The organism is Simiduia curdlanivorans (genome assembly GCF_030409605.1).
Classification (GTDB): domain Bacteria; phylum Pseudomonadota; class Gammaproteobacteria; order Pseudomonadales; family Cellvibrionaceae; genus Simiduia; species Simiduia curdlanivorans.
On sequence record NZ_JAUFQG010000006.1, the window covers coordinates 842,960 to 863,955 of the forward strand.

A 20,996-nucleotide genomic window follows, 5' to 3' on the forward strand; every position below is an offset into this window, starting at 1 on the left:
CCTGATGGTCGGGTTGTCAGGCCAATTAAGCTAGACTACATTCGTACGAGGACTGGCCTTCAGGCGCGTTGCTACTCGTCTTTCAGCCAACACGATCCGCAGGATGCAACCTAAAAACAATAACCAGAGAACTCGGCAATGAAACAACTCACTCCAAAACCCCTAGCCCTCGCTTTATCCCTGCTGGTGACCAGCCTCGCCGGCCAGGCTGCAACGCTAAACGTGTACAACGGGCCAGACTTACAACAAGCCATGCAGGCGGCAAAAGCGGGCGACGAGATCATACTTAACCCAGGCAACTACGAGAGCGTCGCCACCGGTAGCCTCAGCGGCTTCGCCAATGCCCACTTCTACGGCAGCAGTAACGGCACAGCCGCGAAACCTATCATCCTGCGCAGCGCCAACAAGAACAACCCACAGGAACTACGCGGCGCGACGGTGGACAAAAAGATCGTCCTCTACATTACCGGCGACTATTGGCAGGTGCGCGACTTGCGTGTCACCAACGGCCAAAAAGGGATCATTCTCGACAACGCCAACCATGTGGTTATCGACAACGTCAGCGTCTATAAAACCGGCCAAGAAGCTATCCACCTGCGCGATAACAGCTCAAACAACCTGGTCAAAAATTCCAACGTTTACGACACAGGATTAACCAGCGCCGGCACCGGCGAAGCCTTTTATGTGGGCTCACACCCGGGATCAGATGATGGCAAAGGCTACGTCTATGGCCCGGCCTGTAATAACAACGTCATCGGCGGCAACACCATTGGGCCGAACGTGCGCGCCGAGCATATCGATATCAAAGCGGGCACCAGCGGTACCATTTTCGAGTACAACACCATGACCGGCACGGGCATTTCGGGCGCCAATTCCGCCGATAGTTTCGTAGACATAAAAGGCGAAAACGCCGTCATTCGCGGCAACAAAGCCTATCGCAACGGCGAGTCAAATATTAAGCACGCCTTTGAAACGCACGACGTTGCCGATGAGAATACCTTTATCGCCAATGAAGTGGATTTAGATGGCTCAAGCAACTATCTATTGTTTGCATCCGTTGGCGTCAATCATGTCAGTAGCAACAATAAACGCTTAGACGGCCGCAGCGATCGGATTGCCAGTGGCTGGAGCGCCGCTACCATCGATAATATTATTCCGACTAATATTCCCGCGCCAGGTAACTACGGAACTACTCCAACACCAACACCAACACCAACACCAACTCCGACGCCCACTCCGAGCCCCACTCCGTCTCCTACTCCAACACCAACACCGAGCCCATCAGCCTGTAGTGGTGTGCAGGTGCTTAGCTGGGATACCAAGTCAGAAGTGAATTTAAACAACGGCAATTGCGTGCAGTTTAACCAGTCGCTATCGGGAAAAAGCCTGCAGTTTTGGGACAGCGACACCAACACCTCGTGTAATTTTCGCGGCAGTGTCAACGCAGTCGATGGCAGCGGCAGTTTAGCCATCACCAGCAACTATGTTGCCAGTTCAAACTTCACCGGTACAACACTCAAAATTTCACCCGATAGCACGAATTGTAAATACATAAAAATTCGCGCCTATTAAGTATGCGTAGGTAAACAAAAATATCCGAGCTGCTTTACGTCACTACCGGTATTTGGGCAAAAGCCCCAACATCGGTAGTGATAGCCGAGTAAGTAAACTTCAGTGCTCTTGATACATCAGCACTTAGGCAACTCCGGCAACTCCAGCACCAACGCAGCTACCGCACCAACGCAGCTACCGGAAATACCGCAACTACAGTAACCGCAGCAACTTCCGTATCTCCGCTAGTTCGCTTAAGTGAGCGCCATGCCGTTTTGCAACTGGCCGTATAACCCCGCAATTAAATCCGACTGGGTAATAATACCCACTAGCATATCCTGCGCATCAACCACGGGAATATGGTGATAACCGGCGTCCGACAATAAAGGAATCAGCGCGACTATATGACTGGTATCGCGAGCTTTTACTAAATGCGCTTGGCCCACCATTAGCTCCGCAACCGTGCGCCTTCTACCAAAACGCGATTTGCGTTTGTGCACCAATCGGCTCAATTGACGCAGCAAACTCCAATAGGGCTTGTTAGTTAAGTTTTTAAAAAAGTCGACACTAGACACCATCCCCACCAAGCGCTGCCCGTCGACAACCGGCATAGAGCTAATGCGGTGTTTATGGAACAGCTTCCAAGCATCCGCCGCCGCAGTACTTGAACTTACAGTAATCACATCGCGCGACATAATACTGGCACAGGTAAAGGCATCCTGCTGGCGCTCGTAGGCAAAACTTTGCGCCTTGTGACATAGAGATTCTAAATCCTGCTCGCCGATATCCAACACCGTGTCTGCACTATTTAACGCCCGGAGAAAATCTTCTGGCTGCAAACCATGACGCTTTAACGGCGGCCGATTTTGACTTTGGTGTTTCGGATCAAAGTCATCGCTGGTGTTGATTAAGGGCTTATGGAGTACCCAGCGCTTAAAAAACAGCGACAACAATAATAAAATTAAAACACCACTTGCCACGGGATAGAGTAGAAAATCAAACCCCAGCGGTTGCTCGTAAGCCGCAAACACTGGCACCAAGGCGGTAGCGCCGCCCGGGGGATGAATGCATTCAAAGGTGTACATACACAGCAGTGTCAAGGCTATAGTGACGGCCGCCAAAAGCGCCATATCTTGAATCACCCATGAGCAGCCCACGCCTATGGCAGCGGGAATAATATGCCCACCGACAAAAGACCAAGGGCTGGCCAAGGGGCTGTTGGGCAGTCCAAACAACAGCACCGATGACGCACCCATGGAGGCCAGCAAAATAAAACCGCCATAGCTATGGCCAATGTGCAGGCTAGAATAGGCGACCAACCACAGCGCTAAGGCGGCAAAAAACGCAACCTTGATGCGCTGCAAGAGCGGAATAGATGAAAGCGATTGACTGTCTTGTCGATTCAAACCGAGTAGGGAAAGACATTGCCGAACAATGCGCTTGCGCCCTCTCGCCTCATGCGGAGCCATAAACACCCTGCCAGCGCACCAAAAAGGCGCAATTATACACAGCAGTGCTTCAAAATGGTGTATAAATTGCCAAGACCGTATCAAACTCCGGGAAACACTCAACCACACCTCAGGCGCAAAAACATTCGTTTGAGGTACCAAGAGCAAACCATGGACAAGCGTAAACCCGCAACAATTTTACAGCTAAGGTTGCCACCACTCTGGTGTAACAGTCATCAGCAAATATTGACTGAGCGAATTAACGCCCTAGATGGGGTGGAGCTGCTTGCAGCGCCCAACTTAGAAATGAAATTGAAATGCAGAAGGCCACTTAGTACGCCGTCTTTCATCGCACTCGAGGAGATATTTGCCTACTATCAGTTTGATGACACAGCCTATGAGCAATTAGCGCGAGTTAAAGACGAGTCACATTAACGACATCGCACTAACCTAGCTAGCAGCCGTCTTAAACAACGGGAATCTTATCCGTACATAGTGCCACACAGCGCCCATGCCATTGGTCGTCGTGCTGAGTCGCAATCACCAAACAACTTTCCAAGCTCTCTGCACCGCTCACTAAGCCTCGGCTATCCCAAATGGCACTCTTACCAGCAGGCGCAAAGCCCCCAGTATCTGCGCAGTGATTTGCCATCACCACTAAGACATTATGCGCCTTAGCATAGCCTTGTAACTGCTCCGTATCTGGTCCATAACCCGCCTCTGTTATCAATACACCAGCAGCATAAATGCTCGCCTCATAAGTTCGACAAGCGGCGGCGTGTTCTGGGTGGGTAGTATCGGCACAAATGGCATTAAGCAAGCGATGCCCGTCTAACGCCAGTAGGTAATGCTCGTGACCAGGCTGAAAAAAAGCGGCTTCGCCCTCGTGCAAAAATAACTTCCGATAAATTTTTATCTGACCGCTGGGCTGAATAATAAACGCACCAATAGCAGGCTTAGCGCCGGTTTCCACAGGCCCACCTACGATAATGGTCATCTGATAGCGCTTGGCCTGCTGCGCGAGTAGGACAAAACAAGGGTCATTTACGCTTAGCGCCATCGAGGCCGCTAACGTCGGTTCATAGCCAGTCAAGGACAACTCGGGAAACACCAGGCAATTGACCCCTTCCGCGTGAGCTTGCGCCACCACTTGCATATGCGCACGGGCATTCACTGAAAGCTTACCCTTGATAGCCGGTATTTGGGCTGCTGCGATGGAAAAGCTCAAAAGGTCACTCCTACAGAAAAAACTTCACCTAGGTAAACACGGCATTTTCAGGTGTGTTGCTGACATAACTCACCCAATAAACATCTACCTTCTTGCTCGGGGGAAACAAGATGGCTACTCACCCGAGCTAGGGGCTAAAAATAGTCCTATTATTCACTGTGTGCTAATTTTCTTGCTCAAAGACTCAAGCCTCGCTCTCATAGGCGCATCCACTTCTTCAGGCTTAATACGCTTAATAACGCTTCTCAATACCTGAATCTCTTCCGGAGTTATCTCTCCATCTGCCTCCGCTAAAGCGACCATTTTGCCAAGCTCGGCGGCATCGAGCTTGCCGTCGTTCATGAAGCACTCAATAGACAGCAGAGACATTTCAATATGAGCCATAGTCTTTCCCTTTTATGAACAATAATCCGATTTATAGATGGCCAATAATACGCAAACCTTATCGGAAATCATACCGAGCGATAGAAATCAGGCTCTTGTAACAGCGGCCCCTCAAGCAATTCACGTTGCCTTTCCTACGGGCTGCTGTATTCTGGAGCGACAACGCCAGTGTGTCATTTATCCTAAATGGCGGGCTTTGCGCTAAGCTACTTAGGCAGCCCAATGACAACCCTTCGTTTGCGCTATCAGACTGTCGAGTTTGGTAAAACCGATATTCACCTTTGCACCTTACGCGACGTCCAAGAATTCCACGACCCAGAAGGTGCAGCAGAAAAACTCGGTATATCCTCAGCGAGTTGGTCTTTATTTGGCGTGATTTGGCCATCGAGTTTAGTGTTGGCTCATTACATGCTCGACTGCGACACCGGCTCCAAACGGATACTTGAAATTGGTTGTGGCATGGCGCTCAGCAGCCTGCTACTCAATAAACAGCGCGCAGACATTACGGCAACCGATTACCACCCAGAAGTTGAACGTTTTTTGCAAAGAAACGCACGACTTAATAGCGATAACCCGATCAACTTTGAACTTGCAGACTGGTCGCATAACAGCGCCACGCTTGGGCTCTTCGACCTCATCATAGGCAGCGATTTATTGTACGAAAACCAGCACATAAAGCTATTGGCAAATTTTATTAACCAACATGCTAAGCCAATCTGTGAAGTTATACTTGTCGATCCAGGACGCGGTCGAAAAAGTAAACTCAGCACGGAAATGGTGGCATTTGGATTTACCTATTCGCACCACAAGCCGAGCCATACTCGCTATCTCGCGAATGAGTTCAAAGGGCATATTTTAAAATTCAATCGTTAAAACAAGCAACAAGCAACAAGCAACAAGCAACAAGCAACAAGCAACAATAAAATACTAAGCTAAGGGGTAAATAGTTTCACTACAAAGCCAAGAGTTCACCAATCCCCCCAATAAATATCTAAGAAATAATTCACCATCTACTTCGACGAGGTTAATTTCAACCCGACAGATACTATGTGATTGTCGTCCGTCTCTTTTACGATTAACTTCACCTGCCCCAGCTTGACCTGGTCTCCAACTACTGGTTTACCATGAAACTGGTTGACGATATAAGCCTCAACAGTTAACTCTGAATTTTGCGGGTCAACCTCAAAACCATAAGCTTGTGCCACGTCTATTAATTTAGCATCGGGAAACAAGACAAACTCGCCAAAGAAACGGTTTACATCAAGTTTCGAGTTTTGAGCCGCCGGCGCGAACACCCGACTTATGGTCTGCTTAGCGCTCGCAGTTGCCAATATCATCACTTGATCGTCAAACTGCAGTTTTTGCTTTTCCGAGTGAGGTAACAAGACGCCACTTCGGATAACGCCAACTATCTGACTGCCCTCGGTGGTAGGAAGTTGTTTAACCGTAAGGTTAGCGGCATTGCTTCCGGCTAGTACGGGATAGACCAATAGTTCCTTGTCTTGCTCGTGTTTTATCACTAAGCGCAAAAACTTGGGTTCTTTTGCAGCTCGCGGCAGTTCTATTTGCAACCATTTAGCCATAGGGGCGATAGTCCACCCCTGTAAAATCAATGACACGAGCACCACAAAAAACACCAGTTCAAAATAAGTTTCCGTGTGTTCCAAACCGGCCAAGGTCGGAAAAAGCGCCAAAATAATGGGCACAGCCCCACGCAACCCGCACCAACCAATAAACACTTGTTCGCGCCACGGAAAATGAAACGGCAGGAGTGAAATCAACACCGCCGCAGGCCTTGCGACAAAAATAAGTACAAACGCAATCGCAAGCGCCGGTATAGCAATGGGCAGAAGTTTACTAGGCGTAATCAATAATCCGAGCATTAAAAACATGCCAATCTGACTTAACCAAGCAATACCATCATGAAATCGATGTATGTCATTACTAGAGGACAAAGGGCTATTGCCAATCATCACCCCGGCAATAAATATGGCTAAAAATCCACTGCCGCCCCAAATTGTCGTGGCGCCGAATAAACTCAGCCCGCCAGCCATAGCCAACAAAGGGTATAAAGACGCAGATAGGGGCAGTCGCCTGAGCAATTGCACCAGTAAGTAACCGCCAGAAAAACCGACCGCCAAGCCCAAACCCATCTGCTGAATCAGCTCATAAAATATGATCCAGCCTTGGTTGCCCGAGCTGCTAATTTGCAACACTTCTACCAGCGTAATAGTTAGAAAAATCGCCATCGGATCGTTTGAACCGGATTCAATTTCTAATGTAGCGCTGGTTCGTTCCTTAAGTTCTAAACCGGCATTTCTTATTAAACCAAAGACAGCAGCGGCATCGGTTGAACCAACAATGGCACCGATCAAAAGCCCCTCTTGCCAGGGCAAGTCTAGAATCAAACAAGCGGAGTAACCAGTAATCGCAGCCGTGATAAATACACCGATAGTGGCGAGCGATACAGCGGGTCTTAAACTGACCCGAAAGGTGTCTTTCCGGGTACCCAAACCGCCATCAAATATAATAATAGCTAGCGCAATATTGCCAAATAGAAAAGCCAAGCCAAAGTCATTAAAGTTAATTGCACCTGGCCCCTCTTCGCCCGCAAGCATGCCCAACAATAGAAAAATTAGCAGAATTGGCGCACCAATACGGCGGGTTAACACACTGGCAATCACGCAAAGCAGAGCAAGAACTGCGGCGCCAAATATGTATTGATGAATTAGCTCAACCGTCACAATACTTCTCAATTTTCTGGGCCAAAAGGGCCTGAACTAGTAGGGTAAAAGTCATTGATATTTAACGCAAATAAAAGCATTCGACGGTCCATCTCTACCGCGCCATAAAAGCACCGCTCGCCGAACCGTCTTAGCCTCGATCAACGCCTTAAATCGATCGCCGCCCAAAGCCAGGCATTGTTGCCTACCTCTCGAATTGCCGTCAGATCTCACTCGGGCATTCGACCAAGCAATAACCCAAGGTAAACCTTTTGGCGGTCGATATCGCTCATGCCCAGTTGACAATAGAGCGGATACGGCGTCAACAGCTGAATTGGCTCACCTAAGGCATTACTTTGATAGCTGGACCAAGGGTAATCCGCTGCATGCGCAACCATATGTACCGGTACGGGATTCAATTCGACAAACGATACACCGCTAACAAATAATTTGCCCGCATTCAACAAGGTAGAGGTATATCGCCCATCCCAACGCGCAACGATAGGGCTATAAGTGAAGTTAAATATTGACCATACTTGCGACTGTACGTCTGCATCATGCGACTAACACTTTGTTCAGTGCCGAGGCAAACAGCAAGTGGACATGGTTAGTCATTCGTACAAACCCATGAATGACAACTGAATACTTAAACCGCCGCGCGTCTGAGAAAGGATGAATAGGATTTGTCGCCAGCCTCGTCTAAAATCAGGCTTCGCGATTATTACCGCCCTGAATGACTGCTGGGCGCAGACAGGTATATAGCAACGAGGTAACCAAGCGAGGGTGGATTCTCCCTGAAAATCAGACCAAGCCTCGTTGGCCTAGACCTTAAAATCTGTGACTCCGGTGTCATCAATCCTGCCCTGATAGCACGTAATCAAGAGACTCCTGAAATTGAGCGATCAGCGCATCATCAACATTGCTACTAAAAGCAAAATATACCCCCACTTCGCGCAACACCCACACTATGGCAAAGTCTTCTGGATTCCCACCTGCCATGGCAATACCCGCAAAAATATCAGTTTCACCACCTGCCCATAAATCAATACGCTCGCTCTCCTACATTTTAGCAAGCTGGAGCTGCTTGATACCTAAGGTCATTTTTTCTTTGATGGAATTCAGCATAAGTAACTCCTGCGCAGTAGCCTCTTCACGTTGCGCACCAATAGTGTACAGCTCTAACTGATCTAAGTTATCGATGCTAATATTCCTGCTTTTTTTTGCAATTAGTACCAATCTGTTTTTAGCAAAAGGACCCGCCCATTTGAACAGCCGCTCTCTAGCAGGTGTTTTAAAAATCGAAAAAATCACTTGGTTCGGCATTGTTTTGGCACGGCTATAGGCTCTTGCCCAAGGTAAAACCATGATATCGGAGCGTTTGACGCTGGCACCAGCGTGATCTGTGACTTGCTCAAGCAAGTCCACGGCCATACCCTCTAGCCTATCCTGCTCTAGGTAGTTCCAAGGCGGTGCATTCTCTGTAATGTAGGTAAGATCACTCAAGGTTTGAGCCTGAGCCATGAAGGAGGCTACGATCAAAAAACTTCCGATTAGAGCACTCGCTTTCACAAATTCACCTGCACGAATAGGGATGATCTCAAAAACCAAGCATTCAGGTTAGGCTTGAATGCGTTAGGTTGCTAGAAAAAAATGGCTTACTTTATTATCTTTTAGGCATTACTTAGGACAGTTGAGGTTAAATCGCCGTAAAAACCCGTTTCGCATCCCGCTTGGAATTTAGACATTATTTACGTGATGCAATAATGGGAAAATTTTCGATAACGACGGGGTAAGGTGATAACGAAGCACTTCGGCACGAGCTTGTGGTTTCCGGCCATCCGGCTTGTGGGGACTCACCCGGCTCAACATAGACCCAAAACACTGGCTCTACAGCGCCACACAGTTTGAAAGTCGGTTTAAGGGCTTAGTCGGCGGGGCCTATACATTAAAACAAGCCTGTCAGTTAAAGTGGGTGTCCCGTTAGAGTTTTCCTTTACAGTTTCCTCGATCCACTGAATGCAATAGACCACCAACAAATTAATCCCACTATGATGCAACTCAAACCAACCATTAGCGCAATAGTTTCATTACAACTAGTAGAACCAGATTGAAAATAACATTCTTTCAACGCATAAATAATACCAACTTCCTTACTTATAATTAATATAGTTGAAACTCCAGATCCAATAAAACCGAGTATATATAATTTAACCATATTTTTACCTAACACTTTGAGAAGTTTCCAAATGTGTTGAATCCCTTTTATTCCATAGGGGGTCGCCAGAAATTGAAACTGCCATTCAGACAGAAGGCCCAGACACCTCGAAGCCGATTATTTAACGGCGAATCTATATGTAGGCATGAAGGTGTCTACATCCAAGCTTATCCCACATTGAAAGTTCGATTCTCCCATATTTAGGCATACTTATGTCTATATGTAGACACGCTTGGTTTTAAAAGCAGGACAGTTTTGCATGGTTTGGTGACTGTGGTTTTGACCGTCTCGCGGAACACCGCACGCAACTGCCAAAGCACTTCAGTCAGTCACTTCACAAGCCACAAGGATGTGGCGCGAGCGACTCAATGCAAGGAAAGCATTGATGGAGCGGTGAAGTGGCTGACTGAAGGGCTTCACTCCGAACCAAGTGCTTCACGAATTCAGTAGTTAGATTAGCGCACCACTGCAAGGACGCAGGAGGTAGAGCACCAAAAGTAGGCGCCTTTAGGCGACTCACGACTGCATGGATAATGGTATGGACCCACTCCACTTCTAAAGCGGCTTCGCAATGAGCCAAAATGGAAGTTACGAACATGCCATTTAACAGAATGAGGAGTGGGTCGAGATGAAGATTACAACGATTGGGCTGGATATCGCAAAGTCTGTTTTCCACTTAGTGGCTATAAATTTACGAGGCAAGCCGTTAAAGAAGAAACAACTAAAACGGCATCAGCTCTTGGCTTACTTTGCCAAGCTAGAGAGTTGCTTGGTTGTTATGGAAGCTTGCGGCAGTGCCAACTATTGGGCAAGAGAGCTTCAAGCCTTGGGGCATGATGTGAAACTAATAGCGCCGCAGTACGTGAAACCGTATGTCAAAGGCAACAAGAACGACTACAACGATGCGGAGGCAATGGCGAAGCAGCTCAACGCCCTACTATGCGCTTTGTGCCCATTAAGAATATTGAGCAGCAAGATGTTCAGAACATACATCGACAAAGAGAGCGTTTAAAGGGCCAGCGTACAGCCCTGTCGAACCAGATAAGAGGGTTATTAGCGGAGTATGGCGTAGCGATTCACAAGGGTATTGCTACCTTGAAACGAGAATTGCCATTGATACTCGAAGACGGAAGTAACGCTTTAACCGTAGGTGCTCGGGAACTGTTTGCAGAACTGTTCGATGAGCTCATAGCCATTAACGAACGCCTAGAGCGCTGCGAGCAACGTATAAAAGCGGTTAATCAGGGTAATGAACAGTGCCAGCGTTTAGATGAGGTGCTCGGTATTGGAGCTATTACCGCAAGTGCACTGTATGCAGCGGCCGGTGATGGTAGTGACTTTGTGAATGGCCGACACTTCTCCGCGTGGTTAGGCTTAGTACCGGGCCAGCACAGTACGGGTGGTAAGCCCGTGTTACTGGGTATCAGTAAGCGAGGTAATTGTTATTTGCGCACCTTGCTGATACATGGGGCACGCGCAGTACTGCGGTATTCTGCGGAGAAAACAGATCGCTTTAGCCGCTGGGCGCAATCGTTACTGGAGCGAAGAGGCCACAACCGAGCCTGCGTCGCCGTAGCAAATAAGTTAGCCAGAATTGCTTGGGTGATCATGGCAAAAGGCGAGCGTTATCACTCCGCGGTATAGAGCAGTGTTTTATCACAGTACGCGAAAGCGTACTGCAAGAGTTTAACCCGTCGCGTCAGTTGCGAAGATAGATTGATTGGATGGTGAGATAGGTCAGACCGGCTCGTTCAAAACCTGTTCCGTGCATTGGCTTTAATAAAGCCGTAGGGATGATGAGGAGGACGAGCGCAAATATCCATCGGGGCCAGGAGGACAAAAACTTCCACCAACAGGCCGGATATATGAGAGCAATGACTTTTATCCATTATCAGAATCAAATGTCTTGCAAACGGGGTGGGTCCATATATGCAGGAGGTATAGCAACGCAGGAGCGGTTGCCGAGGAGCAGTTGCCGAGAACAGCATCACCTACCAAAGAAGAATATTGTAGTGATCTGCAGTGCGCCGAATCGCCAACTAAAGAAGATTCATGGAGTGATCTGCCGCACGCCGCTCCTGCGTCCTTCGGGACCGGCCTAGATGTATTACGTCTAGGCGTTCTTCCTGCACAAACCTACGCTTTGTAAAAACGCAGGCCTCACCCATGCGCCCGCGGCATACCTACATCCTGTAGGCACACTTTCCTTGGGCATACGGGCTTCCGGCGTCCTGATCACCAGGTGTACTTACATCCTGTAAGCAACACTTTCTTTGATCGTCCTGATCACTAGGTGTACTTACATCCTGTAAGCAAAACCGGCGCTTTTTAGGGCGCCGGCTTGAAAAGACGGTTGGGTAAACAACCGAAAAGCAATTTTCGTTTAGAGGCGTTCGATCACTGTAGTGATGCCCTGCCCTAAACCAACACACATAGTAGACACACCCAGTGTTGCACCTTTGTCTTGCATGGCGGTTAACAAGGTGGTGGTGATGCGCGTACCAGAGCAACCAAAGGGGTGGCCCAAGGCGATAGCGCCGCCGTAGATATTCACCTTTTCGTCCATCTTGTCGAGCAAACCTAAATCCTTCAACACCGGTAACGATTGCGCGGCAAAGGCTTCGTTCAGCTCAACCATTTCGATATCGTCCATGGTTAAACCGGCGCGCTTCAAGGCTTTTTGGGTTGAAGGTACAGGGCCATATCCCATGATCGATGGATCGACACCGGCCACTGCCATGGCGCGAATTTTAGCGATGGGCTGAATGCCTAAAGCTTGTGCGCGCTCGGCGCTCATCACGATCATACAGCTGGCGCCGTCGGTGATTTGCGAAGAAGTACCGGCTGTTACCGTGCCGCCTTTTGGATTAAACGCAGGGCGCAATGCCGCCAAGCTTTCCATAGTGGTTTCAGGGCGAATCGTTTCGTCTGTGTTCACCATAATTTTAAAACCGTTGGCATCGTGACCTTCGCGCGCCAAAATTTCGCGCGCGAATTTGCCTTCCAAGGTCGCTTTATGGGCGAGTGCGTGTGAGCGCACGCCGAAGGCATCTTGTTGCTCGCGGGTAATGCCGTGCATTAACGCCAAAAACTCTGCCGTTAAACCCATCATGCCCGAGGCCTTTGCCGCGTGCTTAGACAAACGTGGGTTTGGATCGACACCGTGATCCATGGGCAAGTGGCCCATGTGCTCAACACCACCCACTACAAACATGTCGCCGTTGCCGGTCATGATGGCTTGCGCGGCTGTGTGCAAGGCACTCATGGATGAACCGCACAATCGGCTCACGGTTTGCGCGCTTGAGGTGTGCGGAATCACAGTCATTAAACTGATCATGCGCGCGACGTTCCAGCCCTGCTCTTTGGTTTGGTTTACACAGCCCCAAATCACATCTTCCACTTCAGCGGGATCTAACTTTGGGTTGCGCGCAAAAATGCCGTTAATTAAATCGGCAGAAATATCTTCGGCGCGGGTATTGCGATAAATGCCACCTTTGGAACGACCCATTGGCGTGCGACCACAATCAACAATTACAGCATCTCTTGGGTTAAGACTCATAGTAGTTCTCCTTAGGCGAAGTAAGATTCGCCGGCTGCTGCCTTGGCGCGAAGTTTGTCGGTTACCTGGTACAAACCACCAAGGTGCGCGTATTTGTCGGCGATGGCTACGAAGTTAGCCAGGCCCACGGTTTCCATGTAGCGAATGGCGCCGCCGTGGAAGGGTGGGAAACCAATGCCGTAGATCAAAGCCATATCCAATTCCATGGCCGAGTCGACGATGTTGTCTTCTAAGCAGCGCACAGATTCTAAACACAGAGACACCATCAAGCGCTCAGAAATTTCCTCTTCGCTGAACTCTTTGCGCTCGGCAACGTGGCCCTTTAACAAGTCCCACACAGAGGCGTCCGCCACTTTTTGTAAACGACCTTTGCGATCTGTTTCGTAGTTGTAGTAGCCCTTGTTGTTTTTCTGACCGAAGCGCTTAGCTTCGTACAACAACTCGCTCGCGGTTTTAAATTCGTACTTCATGCGATCGGGGAAGCCATTACTCATTACTTCACCGGCGTGAACGCCTGTGTCGATACCAACAACATCACACAAGTAAGCTGGGCCCATGGGCCAGCCGAACTTTTCCATTACTTTATCGATGGCCGCAAAGTCTGCGCCTTCGTGCACCATTTGCATGAAACAACCCATGTAGGGCGATAAAATACGGTTCACCAGAAAGCCAGGGCAGTCGCGCACAACAACCGGCTTCTTACCCATGGCAAGTGCGTAGCCTACGGTGGCCGCAACCGCTGTGTCTGAAGTTTTTGCACCGCGAATCACTTCCACCAAAGGCATTTTGTGCACAGGGTTAAAGAAATGCATGCCACAGAAATTTTCTGGGCGCTTCAATGGCTGCGCGAGAAAATCGATAGAGATAGTTGACGTATTTGACGCGAGTACCGCATCTTTGCGAATGTGGTTTTCCACTTCCGCCAACACCGCGTGCTTCACTTTAGGATTTTCTACGACCGCTTCAACAATCACATCGGCGGTATCAATACCTTCATAGGAAAGTGTCGGCGTAATTTTGGTGAGTACGTTGGCCATTTCACCCGGTGTCATACGGTTGCGCTCAACCATTTTTGACAGCAGCTTAGCCGCTTCACCCATGCCTAAATCCAGACCCGCTTGCGCGATATCTTTCATCATAATGGGCGTGCCCTTGTAGGCCGACTGATAGGCAATACCGCCACCCATAATGCCGGCGCCCAACACTGCACCCTTCTCAACTTTTTTCGCCGCTTTGGCTTGGGTCTTACCCTTCTTCATCAACATTTGATCGGAAAGGAATAAATTAACCAGGCTTGCCGCAACGGTGGTTTTCGCCAATTTGGCAATACCCGCCGCTTCCACTTTCAACGCATCGTCGCGCCCGAGGGTGCTGTTTTTCTGCATAGATTTAACGGCTGTGACAGGCGCTGGGTAGTGCTTACCCGCTTGGCCGGCGACAAAACCTTTGGCGGTTTCGAACACCATCAAAGATTCCATGTCATTCAGTTTCAGCTTTTCTAATTTTTCTTGACGCTTGGCCTTGTAGTCCAGCTCGCCACTGATAGCGCGGCTCAGCAAATCCAAGCCAGCTTCGCGCAATTTGTCGCCAGTAACTACGGCATCCACCACACCGTCGGCCATGGCTTTATCGGCGCGCTGCTCTTTACCCGCAGCAATCCACTCGATGGCATTATCGGCGCCAGCCACACGGGGCAAACGCACGGTGCCACCGAAGCCCGGCATAATGCCAAGCTTCACTTCCGGCAAGCCGATCTTAGCCGTATCGGCCATGACGCGGAAATCCGTTGCCAGCGCCATCTCTAAACCGCCGCCGAGCGCAACACCATTAATTGCCGTTACCGTGGGGAATGGCAGGTCTTCAACGGCACTGAAAATTTTATTGGTTTCGTATACGCCTGCCGCGATCTCTTCTTCAGAGCGAGTGAAATTGGCGCCAAATTCGGTGATGTCTGCACCGACGATAAAGCCATCTTTACCGCTAGTGACCAAAAGCCCTTTTACCTTGCCATTGGCGGTAATCGCCGCCGTCGCTTCTTTCAGCTCATTAAGGGTCAATTGATTGAATTTATTGACAGAGTCGTCGGTCAGATCAAAACATAGCTCCGCTATGCCCTGTTCTAACGCGCGAACCGTAATCGCCTTTCCTGAATAGATCATGGGTGTTCCTCATTAGGCGCCAACCGTTGGCGGGTATTACTGTTATGTACGCTATCCAATGTCGATGCTGTGATTTAGAAATACGATCTATACTAAAACAGCGGACAATACAAAGCTGGCTATTCACAGGGAATAGACCAACGATAACTTAATATAGACTCGGTTAATCAGCCCTGCGGCTCAATAGCAAAACAAACCACATTTGCTTGCAAATATGACCAAGGAGGCGAGTTTAGTTCCTTTGTACGAGGGCTTGCTAGAAACTGCGACCCTGATTGTAGGCGCAGGCGAACATCGCCGCGACTAAGCCGGTAACTCCAGCTCCATTAACTCTATACCGTGCGCGGCGCTATGGCCGATGGCAATGAACTGGAAGCGACTGTAGAGCGCCAATGCGGGCTGATTGGCCACGGCGGTTTTCACCCTGAGAGGAATTTTTCGACGACGATAGCTACTAACTACCGCCTTTAATAGACTAGATGCATGACCTTGGCGTTGAGCCGACGGGTCCACACAGAGGCCATCAATCAAGCACCAAGGCTGAACCGCACTTGGCTCTATCAATTCGATGGCGGCGACAATATCACCCTGGCTCGACTCGATACCAATAATCCGGCTAGGCGCCAAACGAATCGTCGCCGCGTTGCGTTGCAGCGGCGCAAAATAGCTCAAAGCCGCCCCACCAATCACCTTCGCTTCCTGCCGATAGGCATTCTGGAACAAGAAATACAGCTGCTCCGCTGTTTTGCTTGCGCGATGATTAAGTACCTTAGGTTGCGACATAGGCTTTGACACAGACCGGCTAACGGCGGAAGAAATCATGGTATAAAAAGATTCAAATCTACAACAAAAAACGCAGTTTACCTACTTCGACGGCAAAGCTAAACGCTTGGCAGATAAATTCAGATTTTTCTTAGCAAAAACATTAAAATGCGCTCTTTTTGAGGAAATCCCTGTTGCTAGACCAAACGCACAGCCCCACTAGCCCTAGAGCCTTCACCGTCGCCCCCATGATGGAATGGAGTGACCGCCATTGCCGGTACTTTTGGCGACTGATGAGCAAGCGTGCCTTTCTGTACACGGAAATGGTCACCTGTGGCGCGTTAATTCACGGCGATCGCGAACGCTTCCTCAATTACAACAGCGAAGAACACCCGCTGGCACTGCAAGTGGGCGGCAGCAACCCGCAAGAGCTAGCCGCCTGCGCCAAAATGGCAGAGAGCTGGGGCTACGATGAGATCAACCTCAACTGCGGCTGCCCCTCAGATAGGGTGCAAAATGGCATGATCGGCGCCTGCCTCATGGGTCACCCCCAGCTAGTTGCCGATTGCATCAAAGCCATGCAGGACGCCACTTCAATTCCGGTGACGGTAAAACACCGCATTGGCATCGACGACATGGATGACTACCAAGGCCTCACGGATTTTGTCGAACCTATCGCGGCAACCGGCTGTCTCACCTTCATCGTGCATGCGCGCAAAGCCTGGCTCAAGGGTTTAAGCCCAAAAGAAAATCGCGAAGTGCCGCCGCTCAATTACGAGCGCGTACACCTGTTAAAACGCGAACACCCGCAGCTGGAGATTATTTTAAATGGCGGCCTTAGCACCATTGACGAATGTATCGAGCAATTAGCCTATGTCGATGGCGTGATGGTCGGGCGCGAGGCTTATCACAACCCCTGGCTACTAACTGACGTCGATAGCGCGATTTACGGTGAAGCGCCACAAACGCAAGACCGCTTAATGATCATGGCGAACATGTTGCAGTATATTGAGAAGCAACTGAGCGAGGGCATGCGCCTGCACCATATCACCCGGCATTTGTTGGGCTTATTTTACGGCCAACCCGGTGGCAAACAGTTTAGGCGGGTGATTAGCGAAGGCGCGCATAAAGCCAATGCCGGCGTCGAGCTGGTGGACCTAGCGCTGGATCAAATTAGGAGCAGAATGTGATTATCGAGCTACTTAAAAAGTGTTTCTCTGAACCCACCGTGGAACAACACAGATGTGAGAAATTGGCCGCTATAGCCTTGCTAGTGGAAATCGCCATGGCCGACGGTTCGCTGGATGACCAGGAGTGCGCCTCACTTAAAAAAGCCATCGAAAAAAGTCACAACTTAACCGGCGGCGAGTTAGATATGCTGCTGGAAAACGCTAAACACGAGCAGCGCAATGCCACCTCGTCCTACACTTTTACCCGGGTAATCAACGACGAGTTCAGCGCCGAGGAAAAATTTACCTTGGTGCAGGATATGTGGGCGGTGGCCTATGCCGATGGCAATTTGGATAAATACGAAGAGCATGCCATACGCAAACTCAGCGAGCTGATTCACGTACCGCACAATGAATTTATTCGCGCTAAATTACTGGCTAGACCGAGCTAGTTCCCGGTCGCTTGAGAGGCCTGAAGTATCAGACTCTACCGCAGGGGGCGCCCCCCGCCTTGCAGCTTGCAGCTATCATTCAACCATCTTTCTCTAAGGATGCAATCAGATCGCGAAAGGCATCCTGATTAGCGCTATTTAACCCGACCAATATCCTGTGGGCCTCTAGCACCTTCGATTTCACGCCGCTTTCATCGGCACAATCCACGCACAGGGCTTCTGCGCCCTCTGCATCGGCTTGACCTTCTTTGACGATACAAAAGATTTCCGAAAAACCCATGGTTTGTAAAATGCGGTCGATACTTGGATTATTGCTGACTAAGGTGGGCACCAGCTGATGACGCTCTTGAGCCAGTATGGAGATCTTTGCCATCAAGCCCAAGGTGGTGGAATCGATTGCCTCCGCACCGGTGAGATCAAAAACCACGGAAATAAACGCGGGGTCACTAAACATCTTTTCGATGAAGCTATCGAAAGAAATACACAGGGTTAGACGAACGTCACCCAGCAATTTTATGACGTAAACACCTTGGTGGTCAGCCACCAAGATTTGACCTTCACGCACTCGTTAACCCCCGAGAGATAGATAACACCGCAATGTCATCCGGAGCCTCTGTGACAGAGCTAAGCTGCAAAGCTTCGCACGCCGCCGCTATTGAAGGCGGCATATTACTCAGGCGAGCCAGCAATTCAAGCTCTTTATCGGCTAAATTGTCGGCACCCAGTATTTCCAGCACACCGTCTGAAAGCGCCAAGAGATGGAAGGTTTCAGGTAAATCTACCTGCCAAACCGTCCACTGGGCATCTTTGAAAATCCCCACAGCCTTACCTTCACCGGGCAAGAAACTAGCGCCTGTATCAGTAATCATGACGGGCATGGGCAGATGACCCGCAACACAATATCGCAGCTGATGGGTTTGGGTGTCGATAACGCCGGTAAACAGGGTCAGATGATGGCCTAAGCTTGTGTCTAAGAGCTCTTGGTTTATCACATCCAACAAATGCGCCGGACCCTGCTCAAAGGAGCTGGCGTCGGCATACAGCTCTTCCTCTCGCACCAAGCGGGTCACCAAATGCTTCAACCAAACGGTAACAAAGGCAGAGCTGGCGCCATGGCCAGAAACATCGGCCAGATAAAACGCTAAATAGCGCTGGCCGAGGTAGGCAAAATCGATAAAGTCACCGCTTAAATACAAAGACGGCTCAATATGCTGGGTAACGTGGTATTGACCACGGGTTTGTGGGTGCTGCGGCAACAGCCGGCGCTGCACTTGACGACCCGCCTTTTGATCGCGCTCTAATACCCGCAAGTTCTCGCGCAAAACCCGGTTCGCCGACTCGAGCTCGCTCCGGTAGCGCTGGTTGTCGGCCAGCAACGCCTTGCGCTCTAAAGACTTGTTGATGGAATGCTCTAGCATCTCGATATCAACAATGGGTTTGATCAAGTAATCACTGGCTCCCAAGCGCAGTGCTTCCACCACATCGGCCACCACACCCGCGCCAGAGATGACGATCACCGGGGTATCGGGCGATGCCTCGTGAATAATACCCAGCACCTGCAGGCCATCGATGCCGGGCATGCGCAGGTCGGTTAGCACAATATCAGGGGAATGGCTGTAAAACAGATCGAGGCCCTGTTGGCCGTTGCCAGCCTCAATCACCTCAAAGCCGCTATCGGCCAGGTAGGTCACAATGCTTTGACGCACGATACTATCGTCGTCGATGATGAGCAGCCGGTGCCGGCGCTGAGTGTCATTCATAACTTTTTGTCGATACTACTCGTCACTATTACGCGTCAATTGGCCCGTTAATACTACTCCACACTATCCGTGAATTATCGCTCAGATCGTGCGAATAAACAGCCTAGAGAACAACCCAATGAACAACACTCTACTGTAAACCATTAACCCTACTCCCATAAATTGTGTCTCGCAAGCTGTTCAAATGCTTCATTTTGGCGTATCTTTTCTGTCCAAGTTGCGTGAATAACGCACTTGGCGCACAAGCAAGGATCTTCCTCACCTTTGGCGCCCGCTAAAAGCTTTGTTAAGTAAAGTGATCAAAACTCATCGAATACCCGTCGCATGATCAACGGGTTCGGCGAATGCAACATCTGAGTATTAAGGCTTCTACACTGATCGCAGGCAGTTTGATCAGCTGTAAGATAATAATCATGGCCAAGCCGCGCTTGCGCCAACACCTTTAAGCACAGGGAGCACCCTATGAGTCTTGCTAATCGCGCCTACAGTGAAAAGCGTAACTTTATCCGCATGCGGGTCGACTCGCCGGTCGATATAGAATTGACTGACGACGATGGCCATATCAACGGTATCTGCTGCGAATTAAGTGGCGGCGGCATGTCAGTAGAGGTAGATCGCGCCCTACCCGTGGGCACTCAAATGACCATAGTGCTGAGCTCTAGCCACGGCCATAGCCCGATGCTGAAAGCGACGGCGCGTGTTGCCCGCGTATCTTCCGGGCCGAACGAACGCTGTACACTGGGCTTAGAAATCGAACAGCTTCTCAATTAAAAAAACCCGCTAAGCGGGTTTTTTTATGGGCATGATTAGCACCAGCTTTGGTGCTAATAATCGCCGTATTCGTCATCGCCACCGAAATCATCTTCGACCACGCCGTCGTTGATGAGGAACTGCCTATTTTGCAAATAGGCCTCGCGAATAAACACATACTTATCGCCGGAGATGCTGTCTTCAAACGGCAGCAATTGGGCGCGCAGAGAAACGAATCTCAGCCCCAATACGCTGTTGCGAACCGCGACATCACCAATTTGAACAATGGGTAGGGTGTCGAGGTCCAGCGGAATAGCAGCGGTGCGCCGCAGGGTTGATGGGCCGAGAAAAGGCAACATCATATAAGGCCCCTGACCGACACCCCAAGCCGCTAAGGTTTGGCCAAAATCCTCACCGTCGCCCCTCAACAAGCCAAAGTGGCCGGCCACATCGAAAACACCCACAACACCCACGGTGGAATTAATCAGAAAACGCGCCGTATCATTGGCCGCCTTGTCCCATTTCCACTGCAACACATCGTTAAAAACGTTGGTAATTTCGCGCAAGTTTAAAAACACATTGTCCACCCCCACTTCCACCGGGTCGGGCAACACAGCGCGGTAACCCACGGCCAGCGGGCGCAACAAATAAGTATCTAAGCCGTCGTTAAAGGCAAACATCTTGCGATTGAAGCCCTCCCAAGGGTCTTGCTCAGAGGCGCCATCTTGCGCGAATAGAGGTGCCGCATTACAGCAGCACAGAAGCAGCGCCGCTGCAGAAAAGGATCGCCAAGCTATTTGCCATGTCATAACACTACTCGCTGCATACACTTTTTG

At 49.8% G+C, this 20,996-nt stretch carries 17 protein-coding genes and 1 pseudogene; 7 read left to right on the forward strand and 11 right to left on the reverse strand.

From position 1 onward, the window contains the following. Positions 1-138 precede the first annotated feature (138 nt). The gene (locus QWY82_RS17520) at positions 139-1,572 is read left to right on the forward strand and encodes a right-handed parallel beta-helix repeat-containing protein (protein ID WP_290264943.1); all 1,434 of its coding nucleotides are present in this window, start codon (positions 139-141) and stop codon (positions 1,570-1,572) included. A 233-nt stretch (positions 1,573-1,805) separates the two neighbouring features. On the opposite strand, the gene QWY82_RS17525 is transcribed toward QWY82_RS17520, so the two are convergent. Further along, positions 1,806-3,020: an HPP family protein gene (locus QWY82_RS17525; RefSeq protein ID WP_290264945.1), complete on the reverse strand. Its 1,215-nt coding sequence runs from the start codon at positions 3,018-3,020 to the stop codon at positions 1,806-1,808. Between the two features lie 150 nt (positions 3,021-3,170). On the opposite strand from QWY82_RS17525, the gene QWY82_RS17530 reads away from it, so the two are divergent. After that, entirely contained in the window at positions 3,171-3,434 is a 264-nt protein-coding gene (locus tag QWY82_RS17530; protein WP_290264946.1) for a hypothetical protein, read from the forward strand. 31 nt (positions 3,435-3,465) lie between these two features. Here the strand turns inward: QWY82_RS17530 and QWY82_RS17535 are convergent, their stop codons facing one another. Then, entirely contained in the window at positions 3,466-4,227 is a 762-nt protein-coding gene (locus tag QWY82_RS17535) for a carbon-nitrogen hydrolase family protein (protein ID WP_290264948.1), read from the reverse strand. Between the two features lie 153 nt (positions 4,228-4,380). Further along, positions 4,381-4,611: a hypothetical protein gene (locus tag QWY82_RS17540; protein WP_290264951.1), complete on the reverse strand. Its 231-nt coding sequence runs from the start codon at positions 4,609-4,611 to the stop codon at positions 4,381-4,383. Between the two features lie 222 nt (positions 4,612-4,833). On the opposite strand from QWY82_RS17540, the gene QWY82_RS17545 reads away from it, so the two are divergent. Further along, complete coding sequence (locus QWY82_RS17545) at positions 4,834-5,484, forward strand: class I SAM-dependent methyltransferase (protein ID WP_290264953.1); 651 nt, start codon at positions 4,834-4,836, stop codon at positions 5,482-5,484. Between the two features lie 137 nt (positions 5,485-5,621). Here QWY82_RS17545 and QWY82_RS17550 read toward each other — a convergent pair whose 3' ends face one another. Both QWY82_RS17550 and QWY82_RS17555 read right to left on the reverse strand, forming a co-directional pair. Continuing rightward, a complete protein-coding gene (locus QWY82_RS17550; RefSeq protein ID WP_290264955.1) occupies positions 5,622-7,355 on the reverse strand; it encodes a potassium/proton antiporter in 1,734 nt (577 codons plus the stop codon). Positions 7,356-8,393: 1,038 nt separating this feature from the next. Continuing rightward, on the reverse strand, positions 8,394-8,903 hold the full coding sequence (locus QWY82_RS17555; RefSeq protein ID WP_290264957.1) for a substrate-binding periplasmic protein: 510 nt from the start codon (positions 8,901-8,903) through the stop codon (positions 8,394-8,396). A gap of 1,274 nt (positions 8,904-10,177) precedes the next feature. On the opposite strand from QWY82_RS17555, the pseudogene QWY82_RS17560 reads away from it, so the two are divergent. After that, positions 10,178-11,193 (forward strand): annotated as a pseudogene (locus QWY82_RS17560) (IS110 family RNA-guided transposase). 739 nt (positions 11,194-11,932) lie between these two features. Here QWY82_RS17560 and fadA read toward each other — a convergent pair. The 3 genes from fadA to QWY82_RS17575 all read right to left on the reverse strand — a co-directional run bounded on the left by fadA (position 11,933) and on the right by QWY82_RS17575 (position 16,050). Further along, positions 11,933-13,108 carry an acetyl-CoA C-acyltransferase FadA gene (gene fadA / locus QWY82_RS17565; protein ID WP_290264959.1) on the reverse strand — a complete coding sequence of 392 codons (1,176 nt, stop codon included), beginning with the start codon at positions 13,106-13,108 and terminating at the stop codon, positions 11,933-11,935. Positions 13,109-13,119: 11 nt separating this feature from the next. Further along, a complete protein-coding gene (gene fadB, locus QWY82_RS17570; RefSeq protein ID WP_290264961.1) occupies positions 13,120-15,267 on the reverse strand; it encodes a fatty acid oxidation complex subunit alpha FadB in 2,148 nt (715 codons plus the stop codon). A gap of 303 nt (positions 15,268-15,570) precedes the next feature. After that, entirely contained in the window at positions 15,571-16,050 is a 480-nt protein-coding gene (locus QWY82_RS17575) for a GNAT family N-acetyltransferase (RefSeq protein ID WP_290264964.1), read from the reverse strand. Between the two features lie 173 nt (positions 16,051-16,223). Between QWY82_RS17575 and dusA the strand changes: the two genes are divergently transcribed. Together dusA and QWY82_RS17585 are read left to right on the forward strand one after the other, a co-directional pair. Continuing rightward, positions 16,224-17,219, forward strand: a complete 996-nt coding sequence (gene dusA, locus QWY82_RS17580) for a tRNA dihydrouridine(20/20a) synthase DusA (protein ID WP_290264966.1) — start codon at positions 16,224-16,226, stop codon at positions 17,217-17,219. Continuing rightward, entirely contained in the window at positions 17,216-17,650 is a 435-nt protein-coding gene (locus QWY82_RS17585; protein ID WP_290264968.1) for a tellurite resistance TerB family protein, read from the forward strand. The genes dusA and QWY82_RS17585 overlap by 4 nt, the downstream gene beginning before the upstream one ends. Before the next feature lie 79 nt (positions 17,651-17,729). Here QWY82_RS17585 and QWY82_RS17590 read toward each other — a convergent pair whose 3' ends face one another. Next, positions 17,730-18,215: an STAS domain-containing protein gene (locus QWY82_RS17590; protein WP_290264970.1), complete on the reverse strand. Its 486-nt coding sequence runs from the start codon at positions 18,213-18,215 to the stop codon at positions 17,730-17,732. Beyond that, on the reverse strand, positions 18,208-19,410 hold the full coding sequence (locus QWY82_RS17595) for a response regulator (RefSeq protein WP_290264974.1): 1,203 nt from the start codon (positions 19,408-19,410) through the stop codon (positions 18,208-18,210). The genes QWY82_RS17590 and QWY82_RS17595 overlap by 8 nt, the downstream gene beginning before the upstream one ends. A 462-nt stretch (positions 19,411-19,872) precedes the next feature. On the opposite strand from QWY82_RS17595, the gene QWY82_RS17600 reads away from it, so the two are divergent. Then, positions 19,873-20,181, forward strand: a complete 309-nt coding sequence (locus tag QWY82_RS17600) for a PilZ domain-containing protein (RefSeq protein WP_290264977.1) — start codon at positions 19,873-19,875, stop codon at positions 20,179-20,181. Positions 20,182-20,234: 53 nt separating this feature from the next. Here the strand turns inward: QWY82_RS17600 and QWY82_RS17605 are convergent, their stop codons facing one another. After that, complete coding sequence (locus tag QWY82_RS17605) at positions 20,235-20,969, reverse strand: MlaA family lipoprotein (protein ID WP_290264980.1); 735 nt, start codon at positions 20,967-20,969, stop codon at positions 20,235-20,237. Positions 20,970-20,996 lie beyond the last annotated feature (27 nt).